The 25,488-nt window shown below is 53.3% G+C and carries 22 protein-coding genes and 2 pseudogenes; 6 read left to right on the forward strand and 18 right to left on the reverse strand.

The window, feature by feature from the left end; translation table 11 throughout:
- Nucleotides 1-206 precede the first annotated feature (206 nt).
- From pssA to MELB17_RS11200, 4 genes are all read right to left on the reverse strand, one after another.
- Nucleotides 207-1,055, reverse strand: a complete 849-nt coding sequence (gene pssA / locus MELB17_RS11185; RefSeq protein WP_007350351.1) for a CDP-diacylglycerol--serine O-phosphatidyltransferase — start codon at nucleotides 1,053-1,055, stop codon at nucleotides 207-209.
- A gap of 89 nt (nucleotides 1,056-1,144) precedes the next feature.
- Entirely contained in the window at nucleotides 1,145-2,161 is a 1,017-nt protein-coding gene (ilvC, locus tag MELB17_RS11190; RefSeq protein WP_007350352.1) for a ketol-acid reductoisomerase, read from the reverse strand.
- 88 nt (nucleotides 2,162-2,249) lie between these two features.
- Nucleotides 2,250-2,741, reverse strand: coding sequence for an acetolactate synthase small subunit (ilvN, locus tag MELB17_RS11195; protein ID WP_007350353.1), 492 nt, complete (start codon nucleotides 2,739-2,741; stop codon nucleotides 2,250-2,252).
- Nucleotides 2,742-2,743: 2 nt separating this feature from the next.
- Nucleotides 2,744-4,462: an acetolactate synthase 3 large subunit gene (locus MELB17_RS11200; protein ID WP_007350354.1), complete on the reverse strand. Its 1,719-nt coding sequence runs from the start codon at nucleotides 4,460-4,462 to the stop codon at nucleotides 2,744-2,746.
- 477 nt (nucleotides 4,463-4,939) lie between these two features.
- Between MELB17_RS11200 and MELB17_RS11205 the strand changes: the two genes are divergently transcribed.
- Complete coding sequence (locus MELB17_RS11205) at nucleotides 4,940-5,401, forward strand: DUF4124 domain-containing protein (RefSeq protein WP_007350355.1); 462 nt, start codon at nucleotides 4,940-4,942, stop codon at nucleotides 5,399-5,401.
- 72 nt (nucleotides 5,402-5,473) lie between these two features.
- Here the strand turns inward: MELB17_RS11205 and clpB are convergent.
- The 3 genes and pseudogenes from clpB to rluD all read right to left on the reverse strand — a co-directional run bounded on the left by clpB (nucleotide 5,474) and on the right by rluD (nucleotide 9,934).
- Nucleotides 5,474-8,048: pseudogene (gene clpB, locus MELB17_RS11210) on the reverse strand (ATP-dependent chaperone ClpB).
- A gap of 163 nt (nucleotides 8,049-8,211) precedes the next feature.
- Nucleotides 8,212-8,967 carry a peptidoglycan editing factor PgeF gene (gene pgeF / locus MELB17_RS11215; protein ID WP_007350358.1) on the reverse strand — a complete coding sequence of 252 codons (756 nt, stop codon included), beginning with the start codon at nucleotides 8,965-8,967 and terminating at the stop codon, nucleotides 8,212-8,214.
- A complete protein-coding gene (gene rluD, locus MELB17_RS11220) occupies nucleotides 8,957-9,934 on the reverse strand; it encodes a 23S rRNA pseudouridine(1911/1915/1917) synthase RluD (protein WP_007350359.1) in 978 nt (325 codons plus the stop codon). The genes pgeF and rluD overlap by 11 nt, the downstream gene beginning before the upstream one ends.
- 145 nt (nucleotides 9,935-10,079) lie before the next feature.
- Here rluD and MELB17_RS11225 point away from each other — a divergent pair, with 145 nt between their 5' ends.
- Entirely contained in the window at nucleotides 10,080-10,913 is an 834-nt protein-coding gene (locus MELB17_RS11225; RefSeq protein ID WP_036184562.1) for an outer membrane protein assembly factor BamD, read from the forward strand.
- Between the two features lie 120 nt (nucleotides 10,914-11,033).
- On the opposite strand, the gene MELB17_RS11230 is transcribed toward MELB17_RS11225, so the two are convergent.
- From MELB17_RS11230 to MELB17_RS11245, 4 genes are all read right to left on the reverse strand, one after another.
- Entirely contained in the window at nucleotides 11,034-11,435 is a 402-nt protein-coding gene (locus MELB17_RS11230; RefSeq protein ID WP_007350361.1) for a type II toxin-antitoxin system VapC family toxin, read from the reverse strand.
- Nucleotides 11,432-11,668, reverse strand: coding sequence for a type II toxin-antitoxin system Phd/YefM family antitoxin (locus MELB17_RS11235; RefSeq protein WP_036184568.1), 237 nt, complete (start codon nucleotides 11,666-11,668; stop codon nucleotides 11,432-11,434). Before MELB17_RS11235 ends, MELB17_RS11230 begins: the two co-directional genes overlap by 4 nt.
- A 139-nt stretch (nucleotides 11,669-11,807) precedes the next feature.
- A complete protein-coding gene (locus tag MELB17_RS11240) occupies nucleotides 11,808-12,101 on the reverse strand; it encodes a helix-turn-helix domain-containing protein (RefSeq protein WP_036184604.1) in 294 nt (97 codons plus the stop codon).
- Nucleotides 12,102-12,331: 230 nt separating this feature from the next.
- The gene (locus MELB17_RS11245) at nucleotides 12,332-13,996 is read right to left on the reverse strand and encodes an NAD+ synthase (RefSeq protein WP_007350364.1); all 1,665 of its coding nucleotides are present in this window, start codon (nucleotides 13,994-13,996) and stop codon (nucleotides 12,332-12,334) included.
- A gap of 141 nt (nucleotides 13,997-14,137) precedes the next feature.
- Here MELB17_RS11245 and MELB17_RS11250 point away from each other — a divergent pair, with 141 nt between their 5' ends.
- The 4 genes from MELB17_RS11250 (at nucleotide 14,138) to MELB17_RS11260 (ending at nucleotide 18,406) form a co-directional block, all read left to right on the forward strand.
- Entirely contained in the window at nucleotides 14,138-15,835 is a 1,698-nt protein-coding gene (locus MELB17_RS11250) for a sensor histidine kinase (RefSeq protein ID WP_036184570.1), read from the forward strand.
- An 8-nt stretch (nucleotides 15,836-15,843) separates the two neighbouring features.
- Nucleotides 15,844-17,229 carry a sigma-54-dependent transcriptional regulator gene (locus tag MELB17_RS11255; protein ID WP_007350366.1) on the forward strand — a complete coding sequence of 462 codons (1,386 nt, stop codon included), beginning with the start codon at nucleotides 15,844-15,846 and terminating at the stop codon, nucleotides 17,227-17,229.
- Nucleotides 17,230-17,304: 75 nt separating this feature from the next.
- Entirely contained in the window at nucleotides 17,305-17,649 is a 345-nt protein-coding gene (locus MELB17_RS24580) for a Tfp pilus assembly protein FimT/FimU (RefSeq protein WP_157133286.1), read from the forward strand.
- Between the two features lie 187 nt (nucleotides 17,650-17,836).
- On the forward strand, nucleotides 17,837-18,406 hold the full coding sequence (locus MELB17_RS11260; RefSeq protein WP_007350367.1) for a GspH/FimT family pseudopilin: 570 nt from the start codon (nucleotides 17,837-17,839) through the stop codon (nucleotides 18,404-18,406).
- Nucleotides 18,407-18,454: 48 nt separating this feature from the next.
- Here MELB17_RS11260 and MELB17_RS11265 read toward each other — a convergent pair whose 3' ends face one another.
- The 7 genes and pseudogenes from MELB17_RS11265 to pilV form a co-directional block, all read right to left on the reverse strand.
- Nucleotides 18,455-18,877 (reverse strand): type IV pilin protein, encoded by a 423-nt coding sequence (locus tag MELB17_RS11265; protein WP_007350368.1) that lies wholly within the window; start codon nucleotides 18,875-18,877, stop codon nucleotides 18,455-18,457.
- A 51-nt stretch (nucleotides 18,878-18,928) separates the two neighbouring features.
- Nucleotides 18,929-22,885 carry a PilC/PilY family type IV pilus protein gene (locus MELB17_RS11270; RefSeq protein ID WP_007350369.1) on the reverse strand — a complete coding sequence of 1,319 codons (3,957 nt, stop codon included), beginning with the start codon at nucleotides 22,883-22,885 and terminating at the stop codon, nucleotides 18,929-18,931.
- 32 nt (nucleotides 22,886-22,917) lie between these two features.
- Complete coding sequence (locus MELB17_RS11275; RefSeq protein WP_007350370.1) at nucleotides 22,918-23,247, reverse strand: hypothetical protein; 330 nt, start codon at nucleotides 23,245-23,247, stop codon at nucleotides 22,918-22,920.
- A gap of 30 nt (nucleotides 23,248-23,277) precedes the next feature.
- On the reverse strand, nucleotides 23,278-23,877 hold the full coding sequence (locus MELB17_RS23250; RefSeq protein WP_007350371.1) for a PilX N-terminal domain-containing pilus assembly protein: 600 nt from the start codon (nucleotides 23,875-23,877) through the stop codon (nucleotides 23,278-23,280).
- Between the two features lie 8 nt (nucleotides 23,878-23,885).
- Nucleotides 23,886-24,710 carry a PilW family protein gene (locus tag MELB17_RS11285; RefSeq protein WP_227498887.1) on the reverse strand — a complete coding sequence of 275 codons (825 nt, stop codon included), beginning with the start codon at nucleotides 24,708-24,710 and terminating at the stop codon, nucleotides 23,886-23,888.
- A 153-nt stretch (nucleotides 24,711-24,863) separates the two neighbouring features.
- A pseudogene (locus MELB17_RS26490) lies at nucleotides 24,864-24,950 on the reverse strand (prepilin-type N-terminal cleavage/methylation domain-containing protein); the annotation flags it as partial.
- Between the two features lie 7 nt (nucleotides 24,951-24,957).
- Nucleotides 24,958-25,476 carry a type IV pilus modification protein PilV gene (pilV, locus tag MELB17_RS11290; protein WP_198136484.1) on the reverse strand — a complete coding sequence of 173 codons (519 nt, stop codon included), beginning with the start codon at nucleotides 25,474-25,476 and terminating at the stop codon, nucleotides 24,958-24,960.
- Nucleotides 25,477-25,488: the final 12 nt, after the last annotated feature.

Consider the following 25,488-nt stretch of genomic DNA (forward strand, 5'->3'; position numbering starts at 1 on the left):
AATCTCTGCCCCTCTAAATCGGGCTGTCCCTCAAGCGAGATGCGCATTCTACAGACTTCTCGGAACAGGTCAACGGAGAAAGTGAAAAAGATTCCCCATGTCTCGGTTTACCCTTACTTAGCGCTACAAACGCGCGCCCTTTGCAATTAGAAAAGGGGCCTAAGCCACTTATTTATACTCTACCCACAACTTACTTACACCCTATATTACGCTGGGCGACGGGGCTTTTTACGAAATAAGGCCCGCACCGGCCCTGTCAGCGCATACACCAAGAAGGCGCTGAACAACACGGTGGCTGGATCCAGCGCAATGACCACAAAAATCAGCACCACCAGCAGAATCGCTGCGAACGGTACCCTACCCCGCATGTCGAGATCTTTGAAGCTCTGGTAAAGAACATTACTGACCATCAAAACGCCAGCACCGGCAACCACAAACAGTGTTAAAGCCGTTAACCAAGCTGCTGGCTCGAACGCATGAAAGCACCAGACCATTCCTGCCACGGCCGCTGCTGCCGCAGGGCTTGGCAAGCCAACAAAGTACTTCTTATCGACCGACCCGATCTGAGTGTTGAAGCGAGCCAAGCGCAGAGCCGTTCCGGCTACATAAATAAAGGTTACCGCCCAACCCAGCTTACCCAGACCATTAAGCGACCAAAAGAACGCCACCAACCCCGGCGCTACACCAAAGGCCACCATATCGGCCAGGGAATCATACTCTTCGCCAAATTTACTTTGGGTGTTAGTCATGCGCGCAACGCGCCCATCTAGCCCATCCAGAATCATAGACACGAAGATGGCAATAGCAGCGTTGTCGAAAATGCCGTTGGCAGCAGAGACAATCGCGTAGAAGCCCGAAAACAAAGAGGCTGTAGTGAGCGCATTAGGCAGCAGGAAAATACCTTTATGGCGAACAGGCGCCCCTCCAACCAACTCTTCTTCAATAACCTCTCCCGGCGGGAGCTCGTGAACGTCTTCCGTACCTTGGCCGGCAGAAGCAGGCACATCTGGCTTGTTGGCCGGATTAGATTCGGCAGATTTCTTTTCGTCAGTCATTCCAATTACTCCGGAAAGTATTTGGCCGCAGTATATACGAAAAACGCGGCCACACGGGCCGCGTCTTACAAAACCGAAAGCCTGGGCTTTTAGTTTTTGTCTTTATCTACGATCTTGTTGGCAGAGATCCACGGCATCATACCGCGCAGCTTTTCGCCTGTCTGCTCAATAGGATGGGCAGCGTTAATACGACGTGCAGCAGTCATGGACGGGTAGTTGAGAGCACCTTCCGAGATGAACATCTTGGCATATTCGCCGCTCTGGATACGCTTCAATGCGTTGCGCATGGCCGCACGGGATTCCGCGTTGATGATTTCTGGGCCTGTAACATACTCGCCATACTCTGCATTATTAGAGATGGAGTAGTTCATGTTGGCAATGCCGCCTTCGTACATCAGGTCGACAATCAACTTGAGCTCGTGCAGACACTCGAAATAGGCCATTTCAGGCGCATAACCCGCTTCGGTCAGGGTTTCGAAACCGGCTTTTACCAGCTCAACCGCACCACCACACAGAACCGCCTGCTCACCGAACAGATCGGTTTCAGTTTCGTCTTTAAACGTGGTTTCAATAATCCCGGTACGGCCGCCACCCAAACCACTGGCGTAAGACAGGGAAAGGTTTTTAGCGTTACCGGATGCATCTTGGTAGATGGCAATCAAGTCAGGGATACCGCCGCCTTTGACAAATTCAGTCCGTACGGTATGACCAGGCGCCTTAGGGGCGATCATGATCACGTCCAGATCTTTACGGGGAACAATCTGGTTGTAGTGAATAGCGAAACCGTGAGCGAAGGCCAGCGTAGCGCCCTGTTTCAGATTCGGCTCAACTTCGTCACGATAAAGCTGTGACTGAAACTCGTCTGGTGTCAGAACCATCACCACGTCGGCAGCTGCAACAGCTGAAGGTACATCAGCCGTTTTCAAGCCATAGGCTTCTGCCTTGGCAATCGAAGACGAACCGGCGCGCAAACCAACCGTTACGTCTACACCGGAATCTTTCAGGTTGCAGGCATGGGCATGCCCTTGGGAACCAAAACCAATAATGGCTACTTTTTTGCCCTGAATGATCGAAAGATCACAATCCTTATCGTAATAAACCTGCATGACTAACCTCTATTGTTTGAGCGGCCCTGGGGGCCTGCGTTCTACGTTATGAATTCTTTAAAATCAATAGCCTTGAAAACCAATAGCCTTAAAGGCTGAGCACTTTTTCACCGCGAGCAATACCGGATACACCGCTACGCACTACCTCCAGAACACCGGTTGCACCAATGGCCTGAATAAAGCCATCCAGCTTGGCACTGTCGCCCGCCAGCTGCACGGTATACACCGAACTGGTGACGTCAACGATCTGGCCACGGAAGATGTCTACGGTGCGTTTGATTTCAGCGCGCTGGGAGCCCGTTGCTTTCAGCTTCACCAGCATGAGTTCACGTTCGATATGGGCACCCTCGGTGAGGTCAACGAGCTTGATCACTTCAATCAGCTTGTTCAGCTGCTTGGTAATCTGCTCAATCACCCGCTCGGAACCCGTAGTCGTTACAGTCAAACGCGACATTGTCGGGTCTTCGGTGGGCGCAACCGTCAGGGTTTCAATGTTGTAGTTGCGCTGCGAAAACAGACCCACTACCCGCGACAGCGCACCCGGCTCGTTTTCCAACAAAACAGAAATGATTCGACGCATGGTTACACCTTCTCCGTTTTGCTGAGCCACATATCTTTCATTGAGCCACGGGCCACATGCATCGGGTAGACGTGTTCAGAAGGGTCCACGTAAATGTCCACGAACACCAGTTTGTCTTTCATGGCCAGTGCTTTTTTGAGCATGGGCTCCAGGTCTTCCTTACGCGTAATCTTAATACCCTCGTGGCCATAGGCCTCCGCGAGTTTGACGAAGTCCGGCAAGGAGTCCATGTAAGAATGCGAGTGACGTGCCCCGTAATTCATATCCTGCCACTGTTTAACCATACCCAGAGCCTGATTATTCAGGTTGATGATCTTCACCGGCAAGTTGTATTGCTTGCAGGTCGACAGCTCCTGGATATTCATCTGGATACTGCCTTCGCCGGTGATGCAGAGCACTTCTTCATCCGGAAAGTTCAGCTTTATGCCCATCGCTGCCGGCAAGCCAAAGCCCATGGTGCCCAGACCACCGGAGCTGATCCAGCGGTTGGGCTTGTCAAACTTGTAGTACTGAGCGGCAAACATCTGGTGCTGCCCCACATCGGTGGTGACATAGGCATCGCCGTTGGTCAGGCGGTGCAGCATTTCCACCACTTCCTGCGGCTTGATAACGTCATCACTTGTTTCATAGCGCATACCGTGAAAAGCGCGCCATTCGTCGATCTGCTTCCACCAGGATGCCAGCGCATCGGCGTCGGGCCTGACCTTGCTTTCCTTGATCAGCGACTGCATTTCTTTCAGCACAGAATCCACCGGCCCAACAATGGGCACATCGGCGCTGATGGTTTTGGAAATTGACGCCGGATCGATGTCAATGTGAATAATGCGGGCACCAGGGCAGAACTTCTCGGTCGCGTTGGTAACGCGGTCGTCAAAGCGCGCACCGATAGCCAGAATAAGGTCCGCGTGATGCATAACCATATTGGCTTCGTAGGTGCCGTGCATGCCCAACCAACCAATGTGCTGCTTGTCGCTCGCCGGATAACAACCTATACCCATCAAGGTATTCGTGATGGGGTAACCCAGGCCGCGCACCATTTCAGTCAGTTGGCCAGAAGCCTTACCCAGAATGACACCACCGCCCGCGTACACAATCGGTCGCTTGGCCGCCAGCAGCATGTCCACTGCTTTTTTGATCTGACCGGCGTGGCCACGAATGGCGGGATTATAAGACCGCAATTTGGTTTTTTTCGGAAACACATACTCGTAGCGATCATTAGGTGCGGTCATGTCCTTTGGAATGTCCACAACCACCGGGCCAGGTCGGCCGGTTGTCGCAATGTAGTAGGCCTTGCGAATAATTTCCGGAATTTCGGACGGGTGACGCACGCTGAGGTTGTGCTTCACCACCGGGCGGGAAACACCGATCATGTCGGTTTCCTGGAAGGCATCTTCGCCAATCAGCGTTGATGCTACCTGCCCACACAAAACCACCATCGGAATGGAATCCATAAAAGCAGTCGCAATACCGGTGATGGTGTTTGTCGCACCGGGCCCCGAGGTAACCAGCACTGTACCCGCTTTGCCGGTAGCACGGGCATAGCCATCAGCCATGTGCACCGCCGCCTGTTCGTGCCTGACCAGGATGTGCTTGACGGTATCCTGCCTGAACAGGGCATCGTATATATGCAGGGCTGCCCCACCCGGATAGCCATAAATGTTCTCTATGCCTTCATCCTGTAACGAACGGATGAGCATATCGGCGCCAGACAATAACTCCACGTTTTCGACCCTCTTCTGCAAATGAGTTAATCGGGGTACCACCCCGGCTACCTGGATATACGGTTGTGTGGCTTTTTGTGAAAGCTGAACCGATACTCCATGACGCCCAGCCAACAAAGGTTGTCTCCCGGCCAGCCGCCCTCCTGAGGGTTGCGGAGAACAGCCAGTCAACAGATTGCACGTAAGCAACAACCGTAACCGCAACGATGGGCGGTGTGTTAGGCGCGGTAATAAACGGGGGAAATATGAACGGGATTGCCGACTACATCCCCTCCCGCATTCAGGCAATTAGTAATTCTGACAGCGGGAAACTCCCTGTCAATAGCCGCTTTGGCTAAATAGACTGTTACTTATTTGAACCAGGCAAAAGAAAAAAACCAAATGAGCTGGCATGATTGTCCCAATACGCTACGACTACAGCATAATTGGCCATTCAACCGTTTCCTGCGACAGGTCAACCACAGCGGACAATAAACGATGACGATACAACTAAAAATAATGGCTCTGTTATTGGCAATGGCGCCAGCCATGGCAAATGCAGCGACAGTATACAAGTGGACCGATGCAGACGGCGTTACCCACTTTGGCGATCGCCAACCCACAGGCACTCAAGCTGAACAGATTAGCGTAAGGTCTGGCCAGTCCAACTTCGTGAACAGTAACTCATCAGCCCAGCAGCAGGTGAATGAGCTGGAGCAGCGGCAGCAAGCCGCCAGCGAAGAATCACGCGCATTCGATGCTGCGGCTACCCGCCAGGCGCAACGCAAAACAAACTGCGCCGTGGCGCAACAGAATCTTGAGATAATCAGCAACAACGCCCGTATCCGAATCACCGAGGATGGCGAGCAACGATTCCTGACCCCAGACGAGATCTCGCAGCAAAAACAGACGTACGAAGGCATCGTTGAACAAAACTGCGGTGCTGAAAAAGCACTCTGAACCCGCCCGTAACGGGCATGTTCAGGGCACACTCAATGCATTGCAGCCTGACCATCACATATTCAAGGCCTGTTAGGCCTTACTAAACACCAGCGCGCCCTCTTCAACACGGGTGCGAATGGTATCCCCAGGGCCGAAGCTGCCTTGCAGCAACTGCTGCGCCAAGGGGTTTTCGATCATCCGCTGAATCGCCCGCTTCAGCGGCCTTGCGCCGTAAACCGGGTCGTAACCGACGTTGGCAAGCAACGTCATCGCGCTTTCGTCCAGCTCCAGAGCAATATCCTGCTGCTGCAAGCGCTTGTCGAGAAGCTCGATCTGCACTTTGGCGATGCCACGGATCTGGTTCGCTGCCAAGGGATGAAACACCACCACTTCGTCTACCCGGTTTATAAACTCGGGGCGAAAATGAGTGCCGACTTCGTCCATCACCAGGGCTTTCATGGCGTCGTAGTTTTCTTCTCCCGCATGCCGCTGGATGATTCCAGAGCCCAGGTTAGACGTCATCACTATCACGGTGTTGCGGAAATCGACGGTGCGGCCTTGGCCGTCGGTCAGACGTCCATCGTCAAGAACCTGCAGCAGAATGTTGAACACATCCGGGTGCGCCTTCTCTACCTCGTCCAGCAAAAGCACGGAATAAGGTCGCCGGCGCACGGCTTCGGTCAGGTAACCACCCTCTTCATAGCCCACATAACCCGGGGGCGCACCGATAAGTCGCGCTACGGAGTGCTTCTCCATAAACTCCGACATGTCTATGCGTACCATGGCGTCGTCGGTATCAAACAGAAACGATGCCAATGCCTTACACAACTCAGTTTTTCCGACACCGGTGGGGCCGAGGAATAAAAAGGAGCCGTTGGGACGATGGGGGTCCGACAGCCCGGCGCGGGAGCGGCGCACGGCGTTGGCCACCGCTTCTACGGCCTCGTTTTGTCCGATCACCCGCTTGTGCAAGGCCTCTTCCATGCGCATCAATTTATCGCGTTCGCCCTCAAGCATTTTCGACACCGGAATACCGGTCCACTTGGAGACGATTTCTGCAATTTCTTCCTCGGTCACCCGGTTGCGCAGCAGGTCATTTCCATCATCTCGGCTTGGCTTGCCATATCCAGCTGGCGCTCAAGCTCAGAATTCGGCCATACTGCAACTCGGACATTCGGCCAAGGTCACCGGCTCGCCGGGCACTCTCCAACTCGGTTCGCGCGTGTTCAAGCTCGCTTTTGATTTTCTGCGAGCCGTGTAAGGCGGCCTTTTCAGCGTTCCAAACTTCCTCTAAATCAGCGTATTCACGCTCCACCCCGTCAATCACGCTGGAGAGTTCTTCCAGACGTTTTTTCGATGCCGGATCAGTTTCTTTTTTCAGCGCTTCGCGCTCAATCTTCAGCTGAATCAGGCGGCGTTCCAGGCGGTCCAGCGGTTCCGGCTTGGAGTCCATTTCCATACGAATCTGGCTTCCAGCCTCGTCCACCAAATCAATGGCTTTGTCCGGCAGTTTACGGTCGGCAATGTAACGACTCGACAGTTTGGCGGCAGCAATAATGGCACTGTCGGTTATTTCAACACCGTGGTGCACCTCATAGCGCTCTTTCAGGCCACGCAGTATAGCAACGGTGTCTTCTTCGCTAGGCTCGTCTACCAGCACTTTCTGGAATCGGCGCTCAAGGGCAGCGTCTTTTTCAATGTGTTTCCGGTACTCATCCAGGGTGGTCGCGCCCACGCAGTGAAGCTCACCGCGGGCCAACGCCGGCTTCAACATGTTACCGGCATCCATCGAACCTTCGGCCTTACCGGCACCCACCATGGTGTGAATTTCGTCAATAAACAGGATGATCTGACCTTCTTGTTTTGTTAGTTCTTTCAACACAGCTTTCAGGCGTTCTTCGAACTCACCGCGAAATTTAGCACCGGCAATTAGCGAGCCCATATCCAGAGACAATACGCGCTTGTTTTTCAGGCCTTCGGGTACTTCGCCATTCACAATACGCTGGGCAAGACCTTCCACAATGGCGGTTTTACCCACGCCAGGATCACCAATCAATACCGGATTGTTCTTACGACGGCGCTGCAGTACCTGAATAGTGCGGCGGATCTCGTCGTCACGACCAATCACTGGGTCAAGCTTGCCCGACTCGGCCATTTCGGTCAGGTCGATGGTGTATTTATCCAATGCCTGGCGATTTTCTTCGGCGCCAGCGTCATCAACGGATTCCCCACCGCGGGCGTTTTCGATGGCTTTTTCCAGCGCGGCCTTGTCCACACCTTGTTCGCGAAGAACCCGCCCCAGGCTACCGCGATCTTCCAGCGCTGCCAGCAACATCAGTTCGCTAGAGACAAACTGGTCTTTACGCTTTTGCGCGAGTTTGTCGGCAATGTTAAACAGGCGGCCCATATCGTTGGACATGGCAACGTCGCCAGCGCTGCCTTTCACTTCGGGCAGGCTCTCAATTTCTTTAATGACCGCTTGGCGAATTCGGGTGGGCTCGCCGCCAGCCTGTTTCAGCAGCGGTTTAATGGAGCTGGAATCTTGGTCTAACAGAGCCTGCATCAAGTGCAACGGCTCTATAAAATTGTGGTCTTTGCCAACAGCAAGGGACTGCGCGTCGGCCAGAGCGCTTTGCAGGCGGCTGGTTAGCTTGTCGATTCTCATGAAGGGCGCTCCGGTTCTTTGTGCAATGGGCCGGTATCGGCCTATTGAATCTGCTTTGTTACTTAATGTAGGGGCGAATAGGCAGACTTCAAGCTAGTAACCGATGGAGTGTCAGAAAATTGACGGGGGTCAGTTACGGCTAGCATTTAACACAGCTGCTGCTTTAATGAAGCGCTATCAGCGTGGCCATTCGGCCGGTTTGGCCGTCGCGGCGGTAGGAGTAAAAGCGCTGGGCATCGCTAACGGTGCATAGGCCGCCACCATCTATCGAGCTAACGCCCGCTTGTTGCAAACGCTGCCTTGCCAGTTGGTAGATGTCGGCCATGTAGTGGCCGGGACGTGCGCCCCGGCTTGCGAACGCGCTGGATGCTTGCGAGCGGTGGTTGATAAACGCCTGGCGCACTTCTGGTCCTACTTCGAACTGGTCGGAGCCGATGGCAGGACCGAACCAGGCCATCAGATTTTCGGCGGGTTCGGCCATTGCTGCTATCAGGTTTTCTAACACGCCACCGCACAGGCTGCGCCAGCCGGCGTGGGCTGCGCCGACTATCGTTCCTTGGCGGTTGCAGAGTAGGACCGGCAGGCAGTCGGCGGTGAGGATGGCGCACACCACGCCGGGTTCACGGGTGTAGCTGGCGTCAGCGGGCGGAAGTTGGCTTAGGCTTTGTGCCTTAAGCTCAACCACGTCCGTGCCGTGCACCTGATTTAACCAGGCAAAGCCTTGTGCCGGCAGGCCAAGGTGATCCGCCAATCGTTGGCGGTTGATGGCGACATGCTGAGGGCGATCGTTAACGTGATCGCCCAGATTCAGCTGATCCCAGGGCGCCGCGCTAACGCCGCCCTGGCGGGTGCTGCTGAACGCCTGTACGCTGGCCGGAGCTGGCCAGACAGGCGCTATTAACTGCAGATCAGAATTCATCGTTTTCCATATCTTTTACGTGCTTACGCAGTGCTGCCAGCAGCAGCTGGAAATCCTCTGGCAAGGGCACATCCCAACTCATTGTTTCGCCGGTTTGCGGGTGTTCCAGGGTCAGCTGACGCGCGTGCAGGGCCTGGCGATGAAAGCCAGACAGCACTTCGCGCAACTCTTCGGTAGTGCCTTTGGGCAAACGCAGGCGGCCGCCGTAGACAGGATCGCCCACCAGCGGGTGTTTCACGTGGGTCAGATGCACACGAATCTGGTGGGTACGTCCGCTTTCCAGTTTGCAGCGCACATGAGTGTGGGCCGAAAAGCGCTCAATCACGCGGTAGTGGGTAACGGCCGGCTTGCCGGATTTCACCACCGCCATCCTCTTACGTTCGGTGGGGTGGCGCCCGATTGGGGCATCCACAGTAGCGCCGCCGGTCAGTGTGCCTACTACAACGGCTTCGTATTCACGGCCCATGGTGCGGGTTTGCAGCTGGTTTACCAGCGAGGTGTGAGCAATCAGGCTGCGCGCCACTACCATGACGCCGGAAGTGTCTTTATCCAGGCGGTGCACAATGCCGGCGCGCGGCAGGTTTTCTACTTCCGGCGCTATATTCAGTATCGCGTTCACCAGGGTACCGTCGGCATGACCAGCCGCCGGGTGCACCACCAAACCGGCTGGCTTGTTGATGATCAGTATGTGCTCGTCTTCATAAACAATATCCAGGGTGATGGCTTCTGCCTGCCAGGTCACCTGCGCTTCCGGTTCGGCATCCAGCTCGAGCTTGTCACCCAGCATCACTTTATCACGGGGTTTGCACTGGCCGCCGTTCACAGTCAGGGCGCCGCTTTTTACCCAGGATTGCAGGCGCGAGCGTGAGTGCTCGGGCATTAGCTCTGCGGCGGCCTGGTCCAGGCGCTTGTCGCTCAGTTTGGGTGGTATTACAAAACTGGCGATAATTCGGTTTTCAGCTGACATTAAGCCCCCAGGGCCTGGTTGTGTTACGTTTGGCTCATATTACGACAAACAGCCGGGCTTCTGTTGTGCTTCTACTGCACATCCAGTGCCTTCCCCGTTACAATGGCGGCTCTTTGAACTTTTCGACATTATACGGGATTCCGGCATGAGATCAGTTGTCCGTTTATGGGTAGTGTCCGTAGTGGTTGTGCTATTCAGTGCCTGCGCCTCAAATACGCAAGAGCAGGTATTGCCCGAGCAAACCTATTACGAGAACGCCCGCAGCGCCATGAATTCGGGCAATTTCAACGAAGCGGAAACCAATCTGGATGCTCTGGAAACTTACTATCCGTTTGGCCGTTACGCCGAGCAAGCCCAGCTTGACCTGATTTTTGCACGCTACCAGAACCTTGATCTGGAAGGCGCCCGCGCCGCGGCGGATCGCTTTCTGCGCCTGAATCCGCAAAGCGAACACGGCGACTACGCCCTATTCATGCGTGGCCTGGCCTCGTACAACCTGGACATTGGACTGGCCGCGCGCTACTTCCCGATAGAAGCCAACGCCCGTGCCCCAGGCGAACAGTTGCAGGCGTTCCGCGACTTTTCCGAGTTGCTCAACCGCTATCCTGACAGTTTGTACGCCGCCGATGCCCGCCAGCGGATGATTGCAGTGCGCAACCGCATGGCTGAGCTGGAACTTCACGCGGCGCGCTATTACATCACGCGGGAAGCCTACATTGCAGCCAATAACCGCGCCCGCTATGTGGTGGAGAATTACCCCAGCTCACCCGTGGTGGAAGAAGCCATCATTATTCTGGCGGAAACATTTCGCTTTTTAGACATAAAAAAAGGCAGCCAAGACGCCATTGCGCTGCTGCGGACAAATTTTCCGGACAGCATAGCGTTTAACCAAAACGGGGAATTTGAGCCCGATATTCTGCGCAAAGAGAACCGCTCCCTTACCAGCGTGATCACTTTTGGCCTGATGGGCGACGAATAACGTCGCTGTTTGCAAGTCGCGAAATCGGGGCCAATAACGGCCCCGATTTTTGTGATAGCCGACCAGCTACAGCTTTTTCAATCTCGTCTACCATCCAAACCTTATTGTGCCTAGTTCCAATTACCAAATTGATCGAACGTGTTTGTACGCTCGGATTCGTTCGTCTACTGTAACCAGCGGTACGTTGAAGTGTCTGGCGAGCGCGGTGATCATTCGATCGGCAGGGTCTTTGTGGAAGTCACCCGGTAAGCGAGTTGATTCAACACCTACGACCTCGTCAACTGGCACAAACCGCACTCCTTCAATCTCGCTGACAGTCTCTAACCAATCATCGAGATTCATTCCCAGGGTCAATCGGTCGCGCCCAACAAGCAAAGCAATCTCCCATGCTGATATAGCTGACACCAGAATGATTCCATCCTCATTCTGCTGCTCGTGCTCTATGGCGGCCTTGGCGTTCGGAGAAAGCTGTCCATCACCATTTACCCACCATATCAAGGTGTGCGTATCGAGAGCGATCAAACCAGCGCCTCCCAGTCATCCTCTGCTACCGGCTCGGTCGGATTCCGAAACTCCAAAACACTGCCGCGCAGCCGCTCAAGTGGCGAGCGCTGGTCATTCCGATAGCGTCGAATCTCTACTGTTGGCTGGCCTCGATCCGTAATCACCAACGAACCACCAGAGGCTTCTACCTTCCGGAAATACTCAAGGGCTTTGGCCTTGAATTGCGATTTTGTTACGAGCTCTTGGTTCATTGTCACACCGTAGTCATTGGCTATAGTCATCACTATATATCGATATAGTGACTACCGCAAGGGATCACTTGTAATTGGCCACTTTTACGCTTGACCCCTTCGGTTAATGGTTTGTGGAATATCCCGGGGAGGCATGGCCTCAGACCACAGCCGCCTCCTCGTCTTTCAGCGCCAGCTCCACGTGGAAGTGCGCCGGACCGGTCAGGTTGACCAAGGCGTCGAGACCAAACTTGTTGATGCGACCGTTCAGCAGGTCGTTCAGGCGGGGTTGGGTGATACCCAGGCGCTGTGCCGCCTCTTTCTGAGTGACGTCCCACTCCTTCACGCGCCTGGTGATCTGAATCATCAGCTCGGAGCGCAGGCGCATGTTCAGGGCTTCTTCAGGGGTGTCTTCAATCGCATCCCAAACACTTTCGAATCGTTCGTTTGCCATGTCTGTCACCTGGTTAGGTTCCATGTAGTTCTGTTGGGTCTTAATAAAGTTAGTAACTTTGCGCCGCATTCCAATATCAGTTTTGAGCAAACCAGAGCAAACCTGATAGCGATAACCAGTGTTCTTGAGCGTCATTACCTTTGCCACAACGAGCCTCCCGTTTTCCCATTACTCGGTTACCCGATAGCTAGGCGCAATCTTCTTCGCAAATTCGGGGCCAATTGGTACTTTTATACGCCGCTTTTCCAGCCGTTAGTAATGGGATAACGGCGGTCTTTACCGAAGCCCCGCTCTGAAACCCGCACACCTATTGGCGCCTGCCGGCGTTTGTATTCGTTAATATCCACCAGGCGAATCACCCGTTCTACGTCTGTGCGGTCAAAGCCTGCGGCAATAATCACCTCGGCGCTTTCATCCTGTTCGACATAGCGTTGCAGAATGGCATCCAGAACGTCATAACCCGGCAGGTTGTCTTCGTCTTTCTGATCTGGCGCCAGCTCAGCCGACGGCGGCCGTGTAATCACCCGTTCGGGTATAACCGGCGCCACCGTATTGCGATAACGCGACAGCTCGAACACCTGTGTTTTAGCAACGTCTTTGAGCACATCAAAGCCGCCGGCCATATCGCCATAAAGCGTCGAGTAACCCACCGCCATCTCGCTTTTGTTGCCTGTGGTCAGCACCAAAGAGCCGAATTTGTTCGACAGCGACATCAGCAAAACACCCCGCAGGCGAGCCTGAAGATTCTCCTCGGTGGTGTCCACAGTGGTGCCGGTGAAGGGCTCGGCCAAGGTCGCCATAAAGGTATCGTACATGGGTTCGATTGAGAACACATCGTAGTGCACGCCCATAGTGCTGGCCTGGGCCTCTGCGTCTTGCAGGCTGATATCCGAGGTGTAGCGAAACGGCATCATCACCGCCCGCACCTGCGCCTTGCCCAGCGCGTCTACCGCTATGGCCAACGTCAGCGCCGAGTCGATACCCCCTGACAAACCCAGTACCACAGACTTGAAGCCATTTTTCCCCACATAATCCCGAACACCCATCACCAACGCTTGGTAAACCGCCGCGCTTGCGGACAGCGGCTGTGGTAATGGTTGAGTAACCGGCTGGCAGATTTCGCCACATTTAAAGTCTACAACGAACAGGCCCTGTTCAAACTGCGGCGCTTCTGCAGCAATTTCACCTTTGCCGTCGGCCACCAGCGAACCGCCATCAAACACCAACTCGTCCTGAGCGCCAACCAGGTTGACGTACACAATGGGCACGCCAGCGGCTTTGGCCTTACGCTGAACCAGAGCTTTACGCCGCAGCTGCTTGCCCTTGGAATACGGCGACGCATTCAGATTCAGCACCAGTTTTGCGCCAGCCGCTGCGGCAGTCTCAACCGGACCCTCTGCCCACAAGTCTTCACACACCGTAATACCGACATTGACGCCCCGCAAACTGACAACCGATGACTCAAAGCCACTGGCAAAATAGCGTTTTTCATCAAAAACCTGATAGTTAGGCGGGCACTGTTTGAAATAACGATGGCTAATCTTGCCGTTTTCCATCACCAGCGCAGCATTATAGAGTTTGCCGTTTTCACGCACCGGCGCACCAAACACCACAACCGGTGCCAACCCTGCCCCGCAGATTTCATCGATTGCCGCTTGTACGCGAATGTCCAGGCTTGGCCGCAGCAGCAAATCCTCCGGCGGGTAGCCGGTCAACGCCAGCTCGGGGAATACCACAATGTCAGCCTGGTGCTGGTCATCGGCTTGCCTTACCGCCGCAACAATCCGCTGGGCATTGCCGGGTATATCACCGACCAAAAAATCCTGTTGAACCATCACCAAGCGCAAAGGGCCCGGTGTTTGTGGGGATCGGGGCTGATCCGCTGTTAACGACATAGGTCGGTTCCTGTTACTGATGCCTTAAAAAAGGCTATTATAAACGCGCAGCCGCGCCAAGTCTGCGGCAGCACCCTTAGTGGGCGTAAGCACCTCCACCGGCAGCCAAAGGCTGCCTCCACCGTGTATATGGCACTATTTATGACAGCGTCTTCCACGCCGCCCACGCTCTCCAATCCGTCAACACTTTCCACAACGACGGCGCCCGCAGCCAGCGCCGGCGACTTGCTGAGTACACGCCAGCGCGGCGAGCTGTTTCGGGTCTATAACTACTATCGTCTGGTGCTGGGCATATTGCTTATCGGGCTACTGCTGGTGGATACCACCAGTTTTGACGGTCGCTTCCGCCAACTGGACTACTTTCAGGCGGGCGTAATCGCTTATCTGGCCGTAAACGCGTTTATAGCGGTGTTAATGATTGCCGGTTTCCAGCCCAGTGAGCGCCACATCAGCGTCTCCATTTTGCTGGATATACTGATTATTCATGGCCTGCTGGTCAGCAGTTCCGGCATCACCAATGGCATGGCAAACCTGGTGATCGTGTCAGTCGCCGCTGGCAACATCATGACGCCAGGGCGCATGGGTACATTTTACGCTGCCTTAGCCACTCTCAGTTCACTGGCCATTGCACTTTGGGCCATGCTGGAACAGGGCAAAAGCGCCGATGACGTGGTGCGGGCCGGGTCATTGGGTATTGTTTATTTTGTGACCGCCGCCGCTTTGCAATACATCGCCATCCGCCTGCGCCGCAGCGAAACTCTTGCCAACAGTCACGCCCGAAGCCTCGCCGAGCTGGAACAGATTAACCAACAAATCATTCAGCGCATGCGCACCGGTATACTGGTGTTAGACCGTGAAGGCCAGGTTCGCCTAATGAACGCCGCTGCCAACGAGATGCTGGCAGGGTATACGGTTTCTGCGCAGCTAGCAGAAACTGAAAAAACAGCGGGCGCACACCTTCTGCCCGCAAGCCTGCTAGCAGGATTCAAAAGCTGGCTGCTGCACCCGCAACAAAGCACCGCGCCATTTCAGCCCACAAGCACGTTGCCCCCCATACAAGCCACGTTTGCGCACCTGAACCAAAACGGCGGCGAGCTGGTATTGATGTTTCTGGAAGACATCAGCCGCGTAACCCAGCAGGCTCAACAAATAAAGCTCGCCTCACTGGGCCAATTAACGGCCAACATCGCCCATGAAATTCGCAACCCGCTGGGGGCGATCAGCCACGCAGCGCAGCTCTTGGACGAGTCGCCGAATATGGATACGGCCGACCAAAAGATGCTGGCGATTATTCATCGCCACTCAAAACGTGTGAACGCCATTATAGAGAATGTGCTGGGTGTGTCTCGCCGCGAAACCTCAGCCGCCGAGCCGATTGATCTACAGCCCTGGTTAGAACAGTTTCGTGACGATTTTTTGCAAACCCACAGTCAACATAAACCCGTGCTTATCCGCCTTAGCGTCCAGCCTGGCGCTTACCCCACGGCACGTTTCGACACCAGCCAGTTGGAACAAATTCTGATCAACCTATGCGACAATGGATTACGCTACAGCCAATTGCACTCTGGCGAGGCTAAAATAGAAATACTTGCCGGAATCGCCGCCGACGGCGCCCGCGCCTACATTGATATCAAGGATTACGGCCCGGGAATTGCCAAAGAAAACACGTCGTCTGTATTCGAACCGTTTTTTACAACCGACAAAAGTGGCACCGGCCTGGGCCTTTATCTGGCAAAAGAATTGTGTGAGGCGAATCAGGCCCACCTGTCGCTGATTAACGCCGAACGGCCAGGTTGCTGCTTTCGCATTATGTTTGCCCATCCCGGGCGTGTAATCTGAAGGGAAATATGACCAAACTCACTGCGCTGATCGTAGACGACGAACCTGACATCCGTGACCTGCTAGAGATCACCCTCAGCCGCATGGGCTTGAACACGGTCACCGCAGGCACTCTGGCAGAGGGCATCGCGGGCATGCAAAAGCACACCCCAAGTGTGTGCCTGACCGATATGAACCTGCCAGATGGCAAAGGCATCGAGCTGGTGCAATGGATTCAGCAGCATGCGCCCAACACGCCGGTCGCCGTTATAACCGCCTACGGCAGTATGGACATCGCCATTGAATCCTTGAAAGCAGGTGCTTTTGATTTTGTGTCAAAGCCCGTTGAACTACCGCGGCTGCGGGAGCTGGTCAACACCGCCCTGAAACTGGCCCAAAACCCAGAGCCTGCGCAAGAAGACAATAGCGACCCAGGTTTGCTGCTGGGTAATTCCGCCCAGATTCTTACCCTACGCAACCAGGCTCGCAAACTGGCCCGCAGCCAGGCGCCGGTCTTTATTCAAGGCGAATCTGGCAGCGGTAAAGAGCTGGTCGCGCGCACCATTCACCAGCAGGGCCCTAGATGTGATGGGCCGTTCATAGCCGTAAACTGTGGCGCCATTCCGTCTGAATTGATGGAAAGCGAGTTTTTCGGCCACAAAAAGGGCAGTTTCACCGGTGCCGTCGATAACAAAGCAGGCCTGTTTCAAAGCGCCAGTGGCGGCACCCTGTTTCTGGACGAAATCGCCGACTTACCGCTGCCCATGCAAGTAAAACTGCTGCGAGCTATTCAGGAAAAAGCGGTACGCCCGGTTGGCGACAGCCACGAAGTGCCAGTCGATATCCGCGTGCTTAGCGCAACCCATAAAGACCTTCCGAGGCTGGTAAAAGATGGTCTGTTCCGCCAGGACCTGTTCTATCGCATCAACGTGATTGAAATCCGCGTGCCGCCGCTGCGCGAACGCAGCGGCGACATTGCGCTGCTTGCCAGGCACATACTGCTGCGCATCGCCCGCGAATACGAGTGCACACCCATCGCTCTTACCGATGCCGCCGTCGACTATTTAAAGGGCTATCATTTCCCGGGTAATGTGCGTGAGCTCGAGAACATATTGGAGCGGGCGTTCACTCTGTGTGACGGCGATTTTATTGATAGCGGCGACCTTCAGCTTGGCAGCTCTTGTAGCAGCATGGGTACGCCTTCGGTGGCACCGACAGCTGAGGGAATGGCAATGGCGGATATCGAAATTTTGGGGCAAGGCCTGGGCCTCGAGGGATATCTCGATAGCATAGAGCGTAAGGCTATTGAGCAGGCGCTGGAAGCAACGCGCTGGAATAAAACGGCTGCGGCGAAAAAGCTGGGGATTAGTTTTCGGGCGTTGCGGTATAAGTTGAAGAAGTTGGGATTGGATTAACAAACTACAGTGCTCGATACTGTAGTCTGAAGTTGCTCAGGAAGAGCAAACTCTCATATAAAAAGGATTTTTACCATGAAAACCCAGGTTCGAGGTGGTGGCTTTACTCTGCCAAGTTATAATCAAATCGTACGTTCCAATACGGCGAATAGCGTTCGCAATGAGTTATTTGGGCTTTTGAACTTCGCCCGTTTAGGAGCCATGCATCGCCAGCACATCGTTACAGTCTGCCCACTGAATAGCCATAATAGCTGCCACGGGCATCTCCCTTTCCGATACAAGCCTGAAGGCCCTAACTTTGGCAACAAGCCATTTTCTGAGAGACTAACTGATTTATGTAACGTCACCCGGCGCTCGGAGGAGCAACTTCTGACCGTACCTGAAGGCCATATCGAACTGGAAAACCACCTAGGGGGATAGGCGCGAGGTAGTAAAATGGCCGGAGATTAGCTTTCCGATCCTGCGGTCAAAGTTAAAGAAGTTGAGGGTAAAATGGGAGGCACCTGATCATCCATCACACAAGCCCTTAACCTGCAGCATTCCTAGCTCGCCAAGAATAAGTCGAGCCTCAACACACTGATAAAATTAGTGACAAGGATGTCATCAAATGCGATATTTCATATCAATGCGGGGCTTTTCTTTGCTCGAATTGCTAATTGTGCTTTCCATTTTTTCGATACTTACAACGATTGCATTTGCTAATCTCACCCCCTCCATTGCAGAACATCAGACCGAAAGAAAAACCAGAGATCTGTTGAAGTTATTTAACTTAGCCAAAACCACTGCGATTAGCGACAGCATATTAACGACAATATGCCCAATCGATGATGGTGGTCAGTGTTCTAAAAACTGGAACCTCTATCCGATCGCACTGTTCCTTGACCCCAACAATGACAGGGAGCTCAAGAACACAGGAGCGCTAATTCAAATACTCCCCCAAACTCCAAACGTGCGACTTGATGTTGCTCCCAATTGGAAGAGTTACTTCCAATACGACAGATTAGGCACATCCCATGGCAGCATGGGCAATGTGTCAATTTGCAATACAGGAAGTACGCTTTACTCCAGCAGGCAATTGGTAATCAGCCTTTCTGGGCGCGCCCGCCTGAGCGTGGACCGTAATTATGACGGAATAGCTGAGCGCAGTGATGGCACGACTGTCCAGTGCTCTGACTGAACAGCACTGCCTGCACCGACACCGACACCGACACTTAATCAACCAGCATTACCAACAGCTAGCGCTAGTCCCCGTTTTCTGTCCTATCTGATTAATAGTGAACGTAGCGCACTGGGCGTCGTCCGCCTGACTACCAACAGCCGTTGCCGTAATCGAATAGCACGTGAATGGAGGCCCACCTGCACAAGCGGCGTTACCCACTGACAAAGCATAGTAGCCTTCAGGAGAGCTTTGGCCGTCGCTGTTGGTCACCAACGCACCAAGATCCCCACTGCCGGCATAGGAGTTGTTTGTCGCAAAAAATTGTTCCTGACGAGCTGCCGCTTCCGACAGCGCAATTTTTGCGTCTGACCGGCGTGTTTTTTGAATACTATCTTGATAACTCGGTAAGGCAATCGCTGCAATGATGCCAATGATAGCCACCGCTATGAGCAGTTCAAGAAGCGTAAAACCCTGACTTCGACACTTCATTACGTTCTCCTGGGAAAGGCGAGGAGTTGTTTGACTCCTCGCCAATAGAGATTATTGGAGGTTCACTTCTCTCCAAGACTGGCGGGAGCTGCTGGTAGAACCTACCTTCGCGTCGGTGAGCTGCAACTGCCCGGTCGAACTCTGGGTTACTATGGTTACAATGCTGTCGCTACTATTCCCAAGCTTGCTGGCCGCATCGTTGCTGACAGCAGTTGGCCCCGAAGCTAATCCTTGGCCGAGATCTATATACGGCGATGCAACTTCATCATCCGCAACCTTACTGGAATCTTCAGGTGAGAAGACTTCGAAAGGTGGTGCCACACCGGCCTGAAAATCAATACCGAATAGACGGCTTGTGCCCTCAGGTTTACATGACAGCGCAGACGGCGTGTATTCCGTAAAGAACAACACCGAGCGCACCGAATCCGACGAGCTTAGGTTGCGCCCCGTCGGATCGGAGCCGTCTTTTTTGAGATCTCGGTACCAACCTAGCCTTTGACGCGGCAACTCGTACTTGAGCTGATTGAAACTGTCCACGATCGTACCATCAGGCATACTGACTGAAGAGCCGGATTCTGATATAGCACCAGTATCTCTCACCTCGATACCGGTCACATTCTTCAGTTCGCCAGTAGTCACGGTAGCGTCCGTCTCGGTTCCAGAGGCGACAGGCTCGTAAATACCAAAATATCGATTTTGCTCTGTCGTAACGTTATCTTCGGCGGCGAAAAGGCGACCTGTACCGAAATAGACCCAACGGCGGCCTTGACTGTCTTTGGTCAGATACGGTCTGGCAACAACCGGACGATTGGTATCAATCAGCGTGCTTGTCGTGGTCAATCCGGTCAGATCAAGGCGTAATCGCTCCACGGATCCGGTTGAAGTCGCTGCGGGATCACCCGATATAACACCAAAGTAGGCAGTATTGTCTACATAGTTGTCTTCCCAGTCCACAACGCCTATATCTCCGACAAAACTATTGGAATATCCCCCACCCAGCGTCTTGGGATACCCGCCGAGGAACGACCGAGCCTCCAGGTCATAGACGAAAATCTTTGCCTGCTGTTCACTAACTACCTTTTCAATATCCGTCGGTCCAGACCCAAAGACCAGATACCAGTTGTTGACAGCCGGTGACTCATAGCTCGTTCCTTGCACCCGCTGCTTGAACAACGCTGGAACACTGGTGGTGAACCCAAGGTCAGGGTGTGAAATTTCAGCCATCAACTCAGGCGGCTGCTCTGGATCAGTAACGTCCATTACGATGTAGGTTGATCGCAGCGTCTGGTCATCCGTGCCGTCCGCATTCGAATCCACCTGAGTCGTGCCGCCGCCCAAGCGCATTCCCACCACCAATACTGTTCCCCAGCCATTCGGATGCGTTGCGTCATCAGGAAACACATTTGCATCAAATGTAAGAGGTTGCCCGTCAACGTAATATGTATGCGCATAGCTAGGGTTGGTCAACCACTGCAGATGTGGAAGCGCCGCCTTAGGAATATATGACCACAATTCAGAACCCAATGGGTGAGCCACTGTGGTGGTGGCGTCGGCAAAGCTGTTAGTCGTTTCAAAACTCCTCGCGGAATCATTCCAGAAACCAGCGTTAAAGGCATGCAACATCCCATCATTGGCGCCCACGTAAACCACGTTGCGGCGATCTTTATACTGCGCTCTGAATTCCGCGTAAGTACTGTCCTGGTGCAAAACGTCGTAGTTGCTGGAAGGCTTTGCAACCAATGCAGGCGTCGAGTTTACGATATCTCCCAAGCGCCTAACCTCCGAGCTCCCATCTCCGTCTAGATCAATAGTCCGATTACGAAACCCGGCGATACCTTCTTCACCACGGATAAAGCGAACCACTTTGTTGGAAAGTTCACCACTTCCCGTATCCAGATAATTCAGGAACGTATCGTCAAACGCCGTGCGGTAGACAATTTTAGCTGAGTTCAAAGCAGTCAACTTGTTATTAAGCGCATCAAAGGCTGTGACACGGTCCTCTTTCGCTAATGCCAGTTGATCCTCTGCCTCAGAAACATCAGCAGCTGATGCGCCCTCCGATTTCAATCTGTCCAACTCCGCCTGCTTCAGCAAAACACTATCACTGGCTGCTCCAGCCTGTGCCTGTGCCACGTCATATTCGCTTTGCGCGGTGTCCAAGTCAGATTTAGCAGCCTGTTCCGCAGCCACTAGGCCGGCAAGATCTGTGCTTAGCAATGCCGTGAAGCCAAGTGTATTCTTGCCATCAATGGAAGATAGAATGTAGCGCCCGGTTGATGCGTTGGCACTGTAGACTCTCTGCGTGACAGGGTCAGATATCGCACTTAATTGGTCCTGCGCCCGCCAGAGGGACTTAAGATCTTCCAACCTAACGGTTTCGACAGGCGTACCGGTGCTTGTATCCGGAGGGGTTAGACTGTCTCCAGATAAAAATAGCTCAACTTCGGTTTTATCATCGACGACATTGTAGGAATAGATTGCAACCCGATCGACATCGTAGCCATCAAGCTGGGCATTTTGGTTCGTGTCCTCTCGAAGCAGACCAAATCGGTCAATAAATAAGCCAAACAGACTTCCGGTCCAAGTCACCTCGGCTCCAGCGGCATCCTCGATTGAAGGACTGTAGAGCGCTTGAAAAACAGCACCCTCGCCACGAGCATTGTTTGCCAATACGGAGGCTGCCGAAGAGCTTGATGACCGATTGAAAATGTTGAGAAAAATCGATCCGAGTGCCGCGTCAAGCGTAGTCGAGTCATTAGCAAATAACGTTGCTTTTGTGCCACCAGCAATCGCAATCTTGTTCAATAAAGACTTATCAACACCCGTTGGCAGTCCAAAGCCTACAACGTAGGTGCGCACGCCTTGGCTGAGCAGTGCCGCCGCTTCATCAGCTACGGCATCAACCGCAGACGTTACATCCGTAGTCTTGGAACCAGACTTGTTTACCGAGGGCAAGCCGTCGGTCACCAGCACCACATAGTCCTGTGTGCCACAGAAATTGGGGGTAGGCGCCAACGTTGATACGCCAGAAGCTGCCTCCCCGTTTGACAACGTTCCCCCAAAATACTTACTGGCGCTTTCCAGTGTTCCAGCCAAGGGTGTTAGCCCGGCGTTACGCAGCGGGGTATCCGATGATGAAGAAAACTGCGACGTATTAAGTTTGTTCAACAATCGAGTCTTATGGGCGGCGTCCACGTCGTCGATCGCAACGTGTAACATTCCCTGCCCTGGTGACGAATTAGAAAACCATGACAAGCTCACATACTGCCATGTCAGGTAGGTACCGAAATCAAGAATGTTTTGGGCAAAGTCGCTATCGGACGCCTCAAATCGACTACTAAACAGGTACTGTGAAAACCCCGCAGCGCCAGAATCACTCGTATTCGTTTTTCTCTGGTAGCAGTCATAATTATCCCAAGGACCCGAAGCAGTCTCAGAGCCGTTATCAAAGTCTGCTGTACTAGAATAACAAAACGCATTACCAAGATTACTCGATGAATAGAAAGGCAGAGCGACGTTATAGTAAATATAGGCGCCAGAATTTGTTGGATTACTTACTCGGTTCCGTTTTGTCACAGACGCACGATCACCTGTGAACGTCGCATCGTAGTTATTCGGATTAAAGCTCGCATCGTATTGACTATCGTGCAAATACCTCTTATTGATACCCGATTGCTTATAGGCCATTAAACCGATTCGCGTTCGATCACCGAAATTGTTCACTATGGCTTTAACAGCTGTTCGGGCAATCTCTGATTTACTGCCCGAATTAGCACTTCCGACGGCGCGCCCTGTGGGCGCTTCGTCCATACTGTTGGAGTTGTCCAAGACAACCAGGACGTTGGGCTTATCGCCAGAGGCACTTACATTAATTAACGGGGGAACCGCTACAAAATCGGCGGCATTTTCAGCGTAAGAATAACTTGCTGAAAGAAGTAGGCTTAACGTGGCCGCAAGGCCAGTCAGCAACCTTGCTGTAAAACTCGGAATCCAAAAAAAGAATGACATAACAGTCTCCAGAGACGGGATTCGTCCCAGATTTAATAAATCGTGACTTCTATCAAGTAATCATTCCTAAACTTGAGCATAACTTCAGATTTCGACTCACTGACCGGTTGGCTCTTTTCCCTTTGATCCCGCACTTTCGCAGCGGCCGGAACCTCAAACACGCCAACCGACGTAATCAATTTTCGATCATTGGAATATTCAATAAGGTCACCACGCAAGAAACGCTCACCGGAAACAGAAGACGGTGCTTCTGTCACGGAAGTTATCGTGGTTACTGCTCCAACACCCGATGACAAAAAGCCTAATCCAACCAAACAGGCTGAACAAAAAAGCATCCGCTTGAGACTTCCGCGATTTTTCATGATTACTCTCCTGATGAACCACTAACGTGATCATTGCAATACCTTGAAGGTAGATTGAAGCATCACCCGGGCGCCACCATTGGCACCTTCAACAAAGCTCGATATGCGATACATGTACGCCCAGTCTGCACCGTAAGGTGGCGGAGCAACCGGCGTTGCTGACGCGTTAGGGTCGGCCACGACGTAGCACAGGAACTCGATGATGTAGCGCGGTTTGTTCGTTAACTCTGGAAAATTCTGGCTGGAGGCCACTGACCGAGCACTAGAAGACCAGGTCGCAGGGTCCCTATGAGGTTCAGAGCTACTGTCAAACACACAAGCGCTGGCGGAAGAGTATGTGCCGTTAAAGCACCTGCCCCCATTACAAATATCAGTGAAACAGTCGCCCCCGGCGCCGCATCCCGCTGCAAAGTCTGCTTCATTGAACCCTTGGCTTATGGATTGCGCCGCCCTTTCACCCTCGGCTAACACCGCTTCCGCTGCCTGGAACGCACGTTGTCGATCCTGATAATTGGTCGCCATTTTCTGGCCAAGGGATACGCCGCCAATAGAGCCGACCGCTACGATCGTCAAAATCAGAAGCAATAAGAGGCTTACCAACAAGGTATTACCGCGCTGTGACTGCATCATGACGTGGCTCACTTATTACGGATTTTGATGGTTGACACAAACTGTTGACGCAGAAATCGGTCATCCGGCGTGTAGTCTGTTCCCGCAAAACGGAACGGTTGTGGCTGGCTGGCAATCGCAGCCAGAGACCTTACCAGCATGTTCAGTCGCACCACCGTCACATCACTCCAGTCAGTTACGTCATCCGAATCAACATAACGCTCCGGGGCGCCGTCACCGTTCAAATCTTCCCCGTAAATGAACTGTATATTCTCAACACCCTGAACCAACTCTTCACTGGCGACCGCAGCAGAGCCGGACTGTATCACTCGTCGATACAGCGAAGGCACGCCGTTAGGGGCTAAATCAACGTAATACCCGTGGGCTTGAGCCCGCATCACAGTGGCGCCACGATCAGGGCTATACCGATAGTCAACCGAAGGAGCGACGCCACAACTGGAACCCAGTGCTTTTTGACAGTTACCCGGACTCACGCTTCCGCCCGGATTATGATTCACCTTGTTCGTTCCATTGCCAGTGTGCTGCATAACAGAAGTGTGGTTGCAGTCGGTAACGACGAGTATGTCGCCATTCGCGAAATCGTGTGAGCCGGCAACATCAATCACTGCGGATGAGGTATTGTGCGAAGTTACATTGAATTGCCCCGTTGAGTCGTCGGCCCGCCGTATGGTCAGGAGGTCACTTCCGGGAACCGCCGCCGCATTCACAACCGGACCTAAGCTATTCGGAAACTCAGGGCTTGGATAACCTGCGTCGTCGCCATCCCAGCCACGAACCGCTCTGGTGAAGTCGATTTGCCACCCGCTGCCACCAACGGGGTTGAGAGTGTTCACAAATTTACCTTCTGTACTGCACCCCCAAAAGCCCGCCATTCGCACATCTCTGTTCAATTGGTCCAAGGCAAAGCGAGCATTTTCCTGCATCCACCCGAGTTCCTCGTTGAAGGCGTAAGTCCGCTTTGAGGAAAGATATACCTGAGAAGCTCCCAGCAATAGCAGTAGCCCCAGCCCAATGGATATCATCAACTCAATCAAGCTGAAACCTGACTGCTTTTTTGGTAAGAGAAACATCATCTAGCCCTCAAAAAGCGGTCCGAAACGAGACCTGTTTAATAATGGGAGTCCCACTGCCGATCTTGTCTTGCCCTGCCTTCGTCGCAGCTTCAACGCGTGCGTTGTCGAATTGAAGGGTGACTATAAATGCCGGTTCTGCGCCGCCGGTTTTAACAATCGATCCTTTGCCATCAGGGAGCACCGCCGCCAGATCCGCTCTCCAACTGCCTAAGTCGAAATCTGCTATTTGAATCGCAGTGCAATTCGCCGACGGTGAATAGCAATTGCTGAACGAAGGCACCGCATCAGAAAAATCGATCTGATAGTTGTCAACCTGCGACTGATTCGCTCGCATGCGATCCATTATGTCGTATGCCAAAACATTCGCTCTGGATTGATAGAGGACACTCTGATTCATTTGAAGAGCGCGAGTTTGTAGTCCAGCGATACCGAGGATACCAACGGAAAGGACCAACAAAGAGACCAACACCTCTATCAAACCGACACCGGTAGATCGCCTAATACTTTTATGCTCTTTTAGTCTCACTGTTCGTTTCTC

This window comes from Marinobacter sp. ELB17, from assembly GCF_000169375.1.
Classification (GTDB): Bacteria; Pseudomonadota; Gammaproteobacteria; order Pseudomonadales; family Oleiphilaceae; genus Marinobacter.

Bases quoted from the DNA above. Each gene is read 5' to 3' on its own strand.
- pssA (WP_007350351.1), bottom strand. From the start codon at position 1,055: ATGACTGACGAAAAGAAATCTGCCGAATCTAATCCGGCCAACAAGCCA.
- ilvC (WP_007350352.1), bottom strand. From the start codon at position 2,161: ATGCAGGTTTATTACGATAAGGATTGTGATCTTTCGATCATTCAGGGC.
- ilvN (WP_007350353.1), bottom strand. From the start codon at position 2,741: ATGCGTCGAATCATTTCTGTTTTGTTGGAAAACGAGCCGGGTGCGCTG.
- MELB17_RS11205 (WP_007350355.1), top strand. From the start codon at position 4,940: ATGACGATACAACTAAAAATAATGGCTCTGTTATTGGCAATGGCGCCA.
- pgeF (WP_007350358.1), bottom strand. From the start codon at position 8,967: ATGAATTCTGATCTGCAGTTAATAGCGCCTGTCTGGCCAGCTCCGGCC.
- rluD (WP_007350359.1), bottom strand. From the start codon at position 9,934: ATGTCAGCTGAAAACCGAATTATCGCCAGTTTTGTAATACCACCCAAA.
- MELB17_RS11225 (WP_036184562.1), top strand. From the start codon at position 10,080: ATGAGATCAGTTGTCCGTTTATGGGTAGTGTCCGTAGTGGTTGTGCTA.
- MELB17_RS11235 (WP_036184568.1), bottom strand. From the start codon at position 11,668: ATGAACCAAGAGCTCGTAACAAAATCGCAATTCAAGGCCAAAGCCCTT.
- MELB17_RS11240 (WP_036184604.1), bottom strand. From the start codon at position 12,101: ATGGCAAACGAACGATTCGAAAGTGTTTGGGATGCGATTGAAGACACC.
- MELB17_RS11245 (WP_007350364.1), bottom strand. From the start codon at position 13,996: ATGTCGTTAACAGCGGATCAGCCCCGATCCCCACAAACACCGGGCCCT.
- MELB17_RS11250 (WP_036184570.1), top strand. From the start codon at position 14,138: ATGACAGCGTCTTCCACGCCGCCCACGCTCTCCAATCCGTCAACACTT.
- MELB17_RS11255 (WP_007350366.1), top strand. From the start codon at position 15,844: ATGACCAAACTCACTGCGCTGATCGTAGACGACGAACCTGACATCCGT.
- MELB17_RS24580 (WP_157133286.1), top strand. From the start codon at position 17,305: ATGAAAACCCAGGTTCGAGGTGGTGGCTTTACTCTGCCAAGTTATAAT.
- MELB17_RS11260 (WP_007350367.1), top strand. From the start codon at position 17,837: ATGCGATATTTCATATCAATGCGGGGCTTTTCTTTGCTCGAATTGCTA.
- MELB17_RS11265 (WP_007350368.1), bottom strand. From the start codon at position 18,877: ATGAAGTGTCGAAGTCAGGGTTTTACGCTTCTTGAACTGCTCATAGCG.
- MELB17_RS11270 (WP_007350369.1), bottom strand. From the start codon at position 22,885: ATGTCATTCTTTTTTTGGATTCCGAGTTTTACAGCAAGGTTGCTGACT.
- MELB17_RS11275 (WP_007350370.1), bottom strand. From the start codon at position 23,247: ATGAAAAATCGCGGAAGTCTCAAGCGGATGCTTTTTTGTTCAGCCTGT.
- MELB17_RS23250 (WP_007350371.1), bottom strand. From the start codon at position 23,877: ATGATGCAGTCACAGCGCGGTAATACCTTGTTGGTAAGCCTCTTATTG.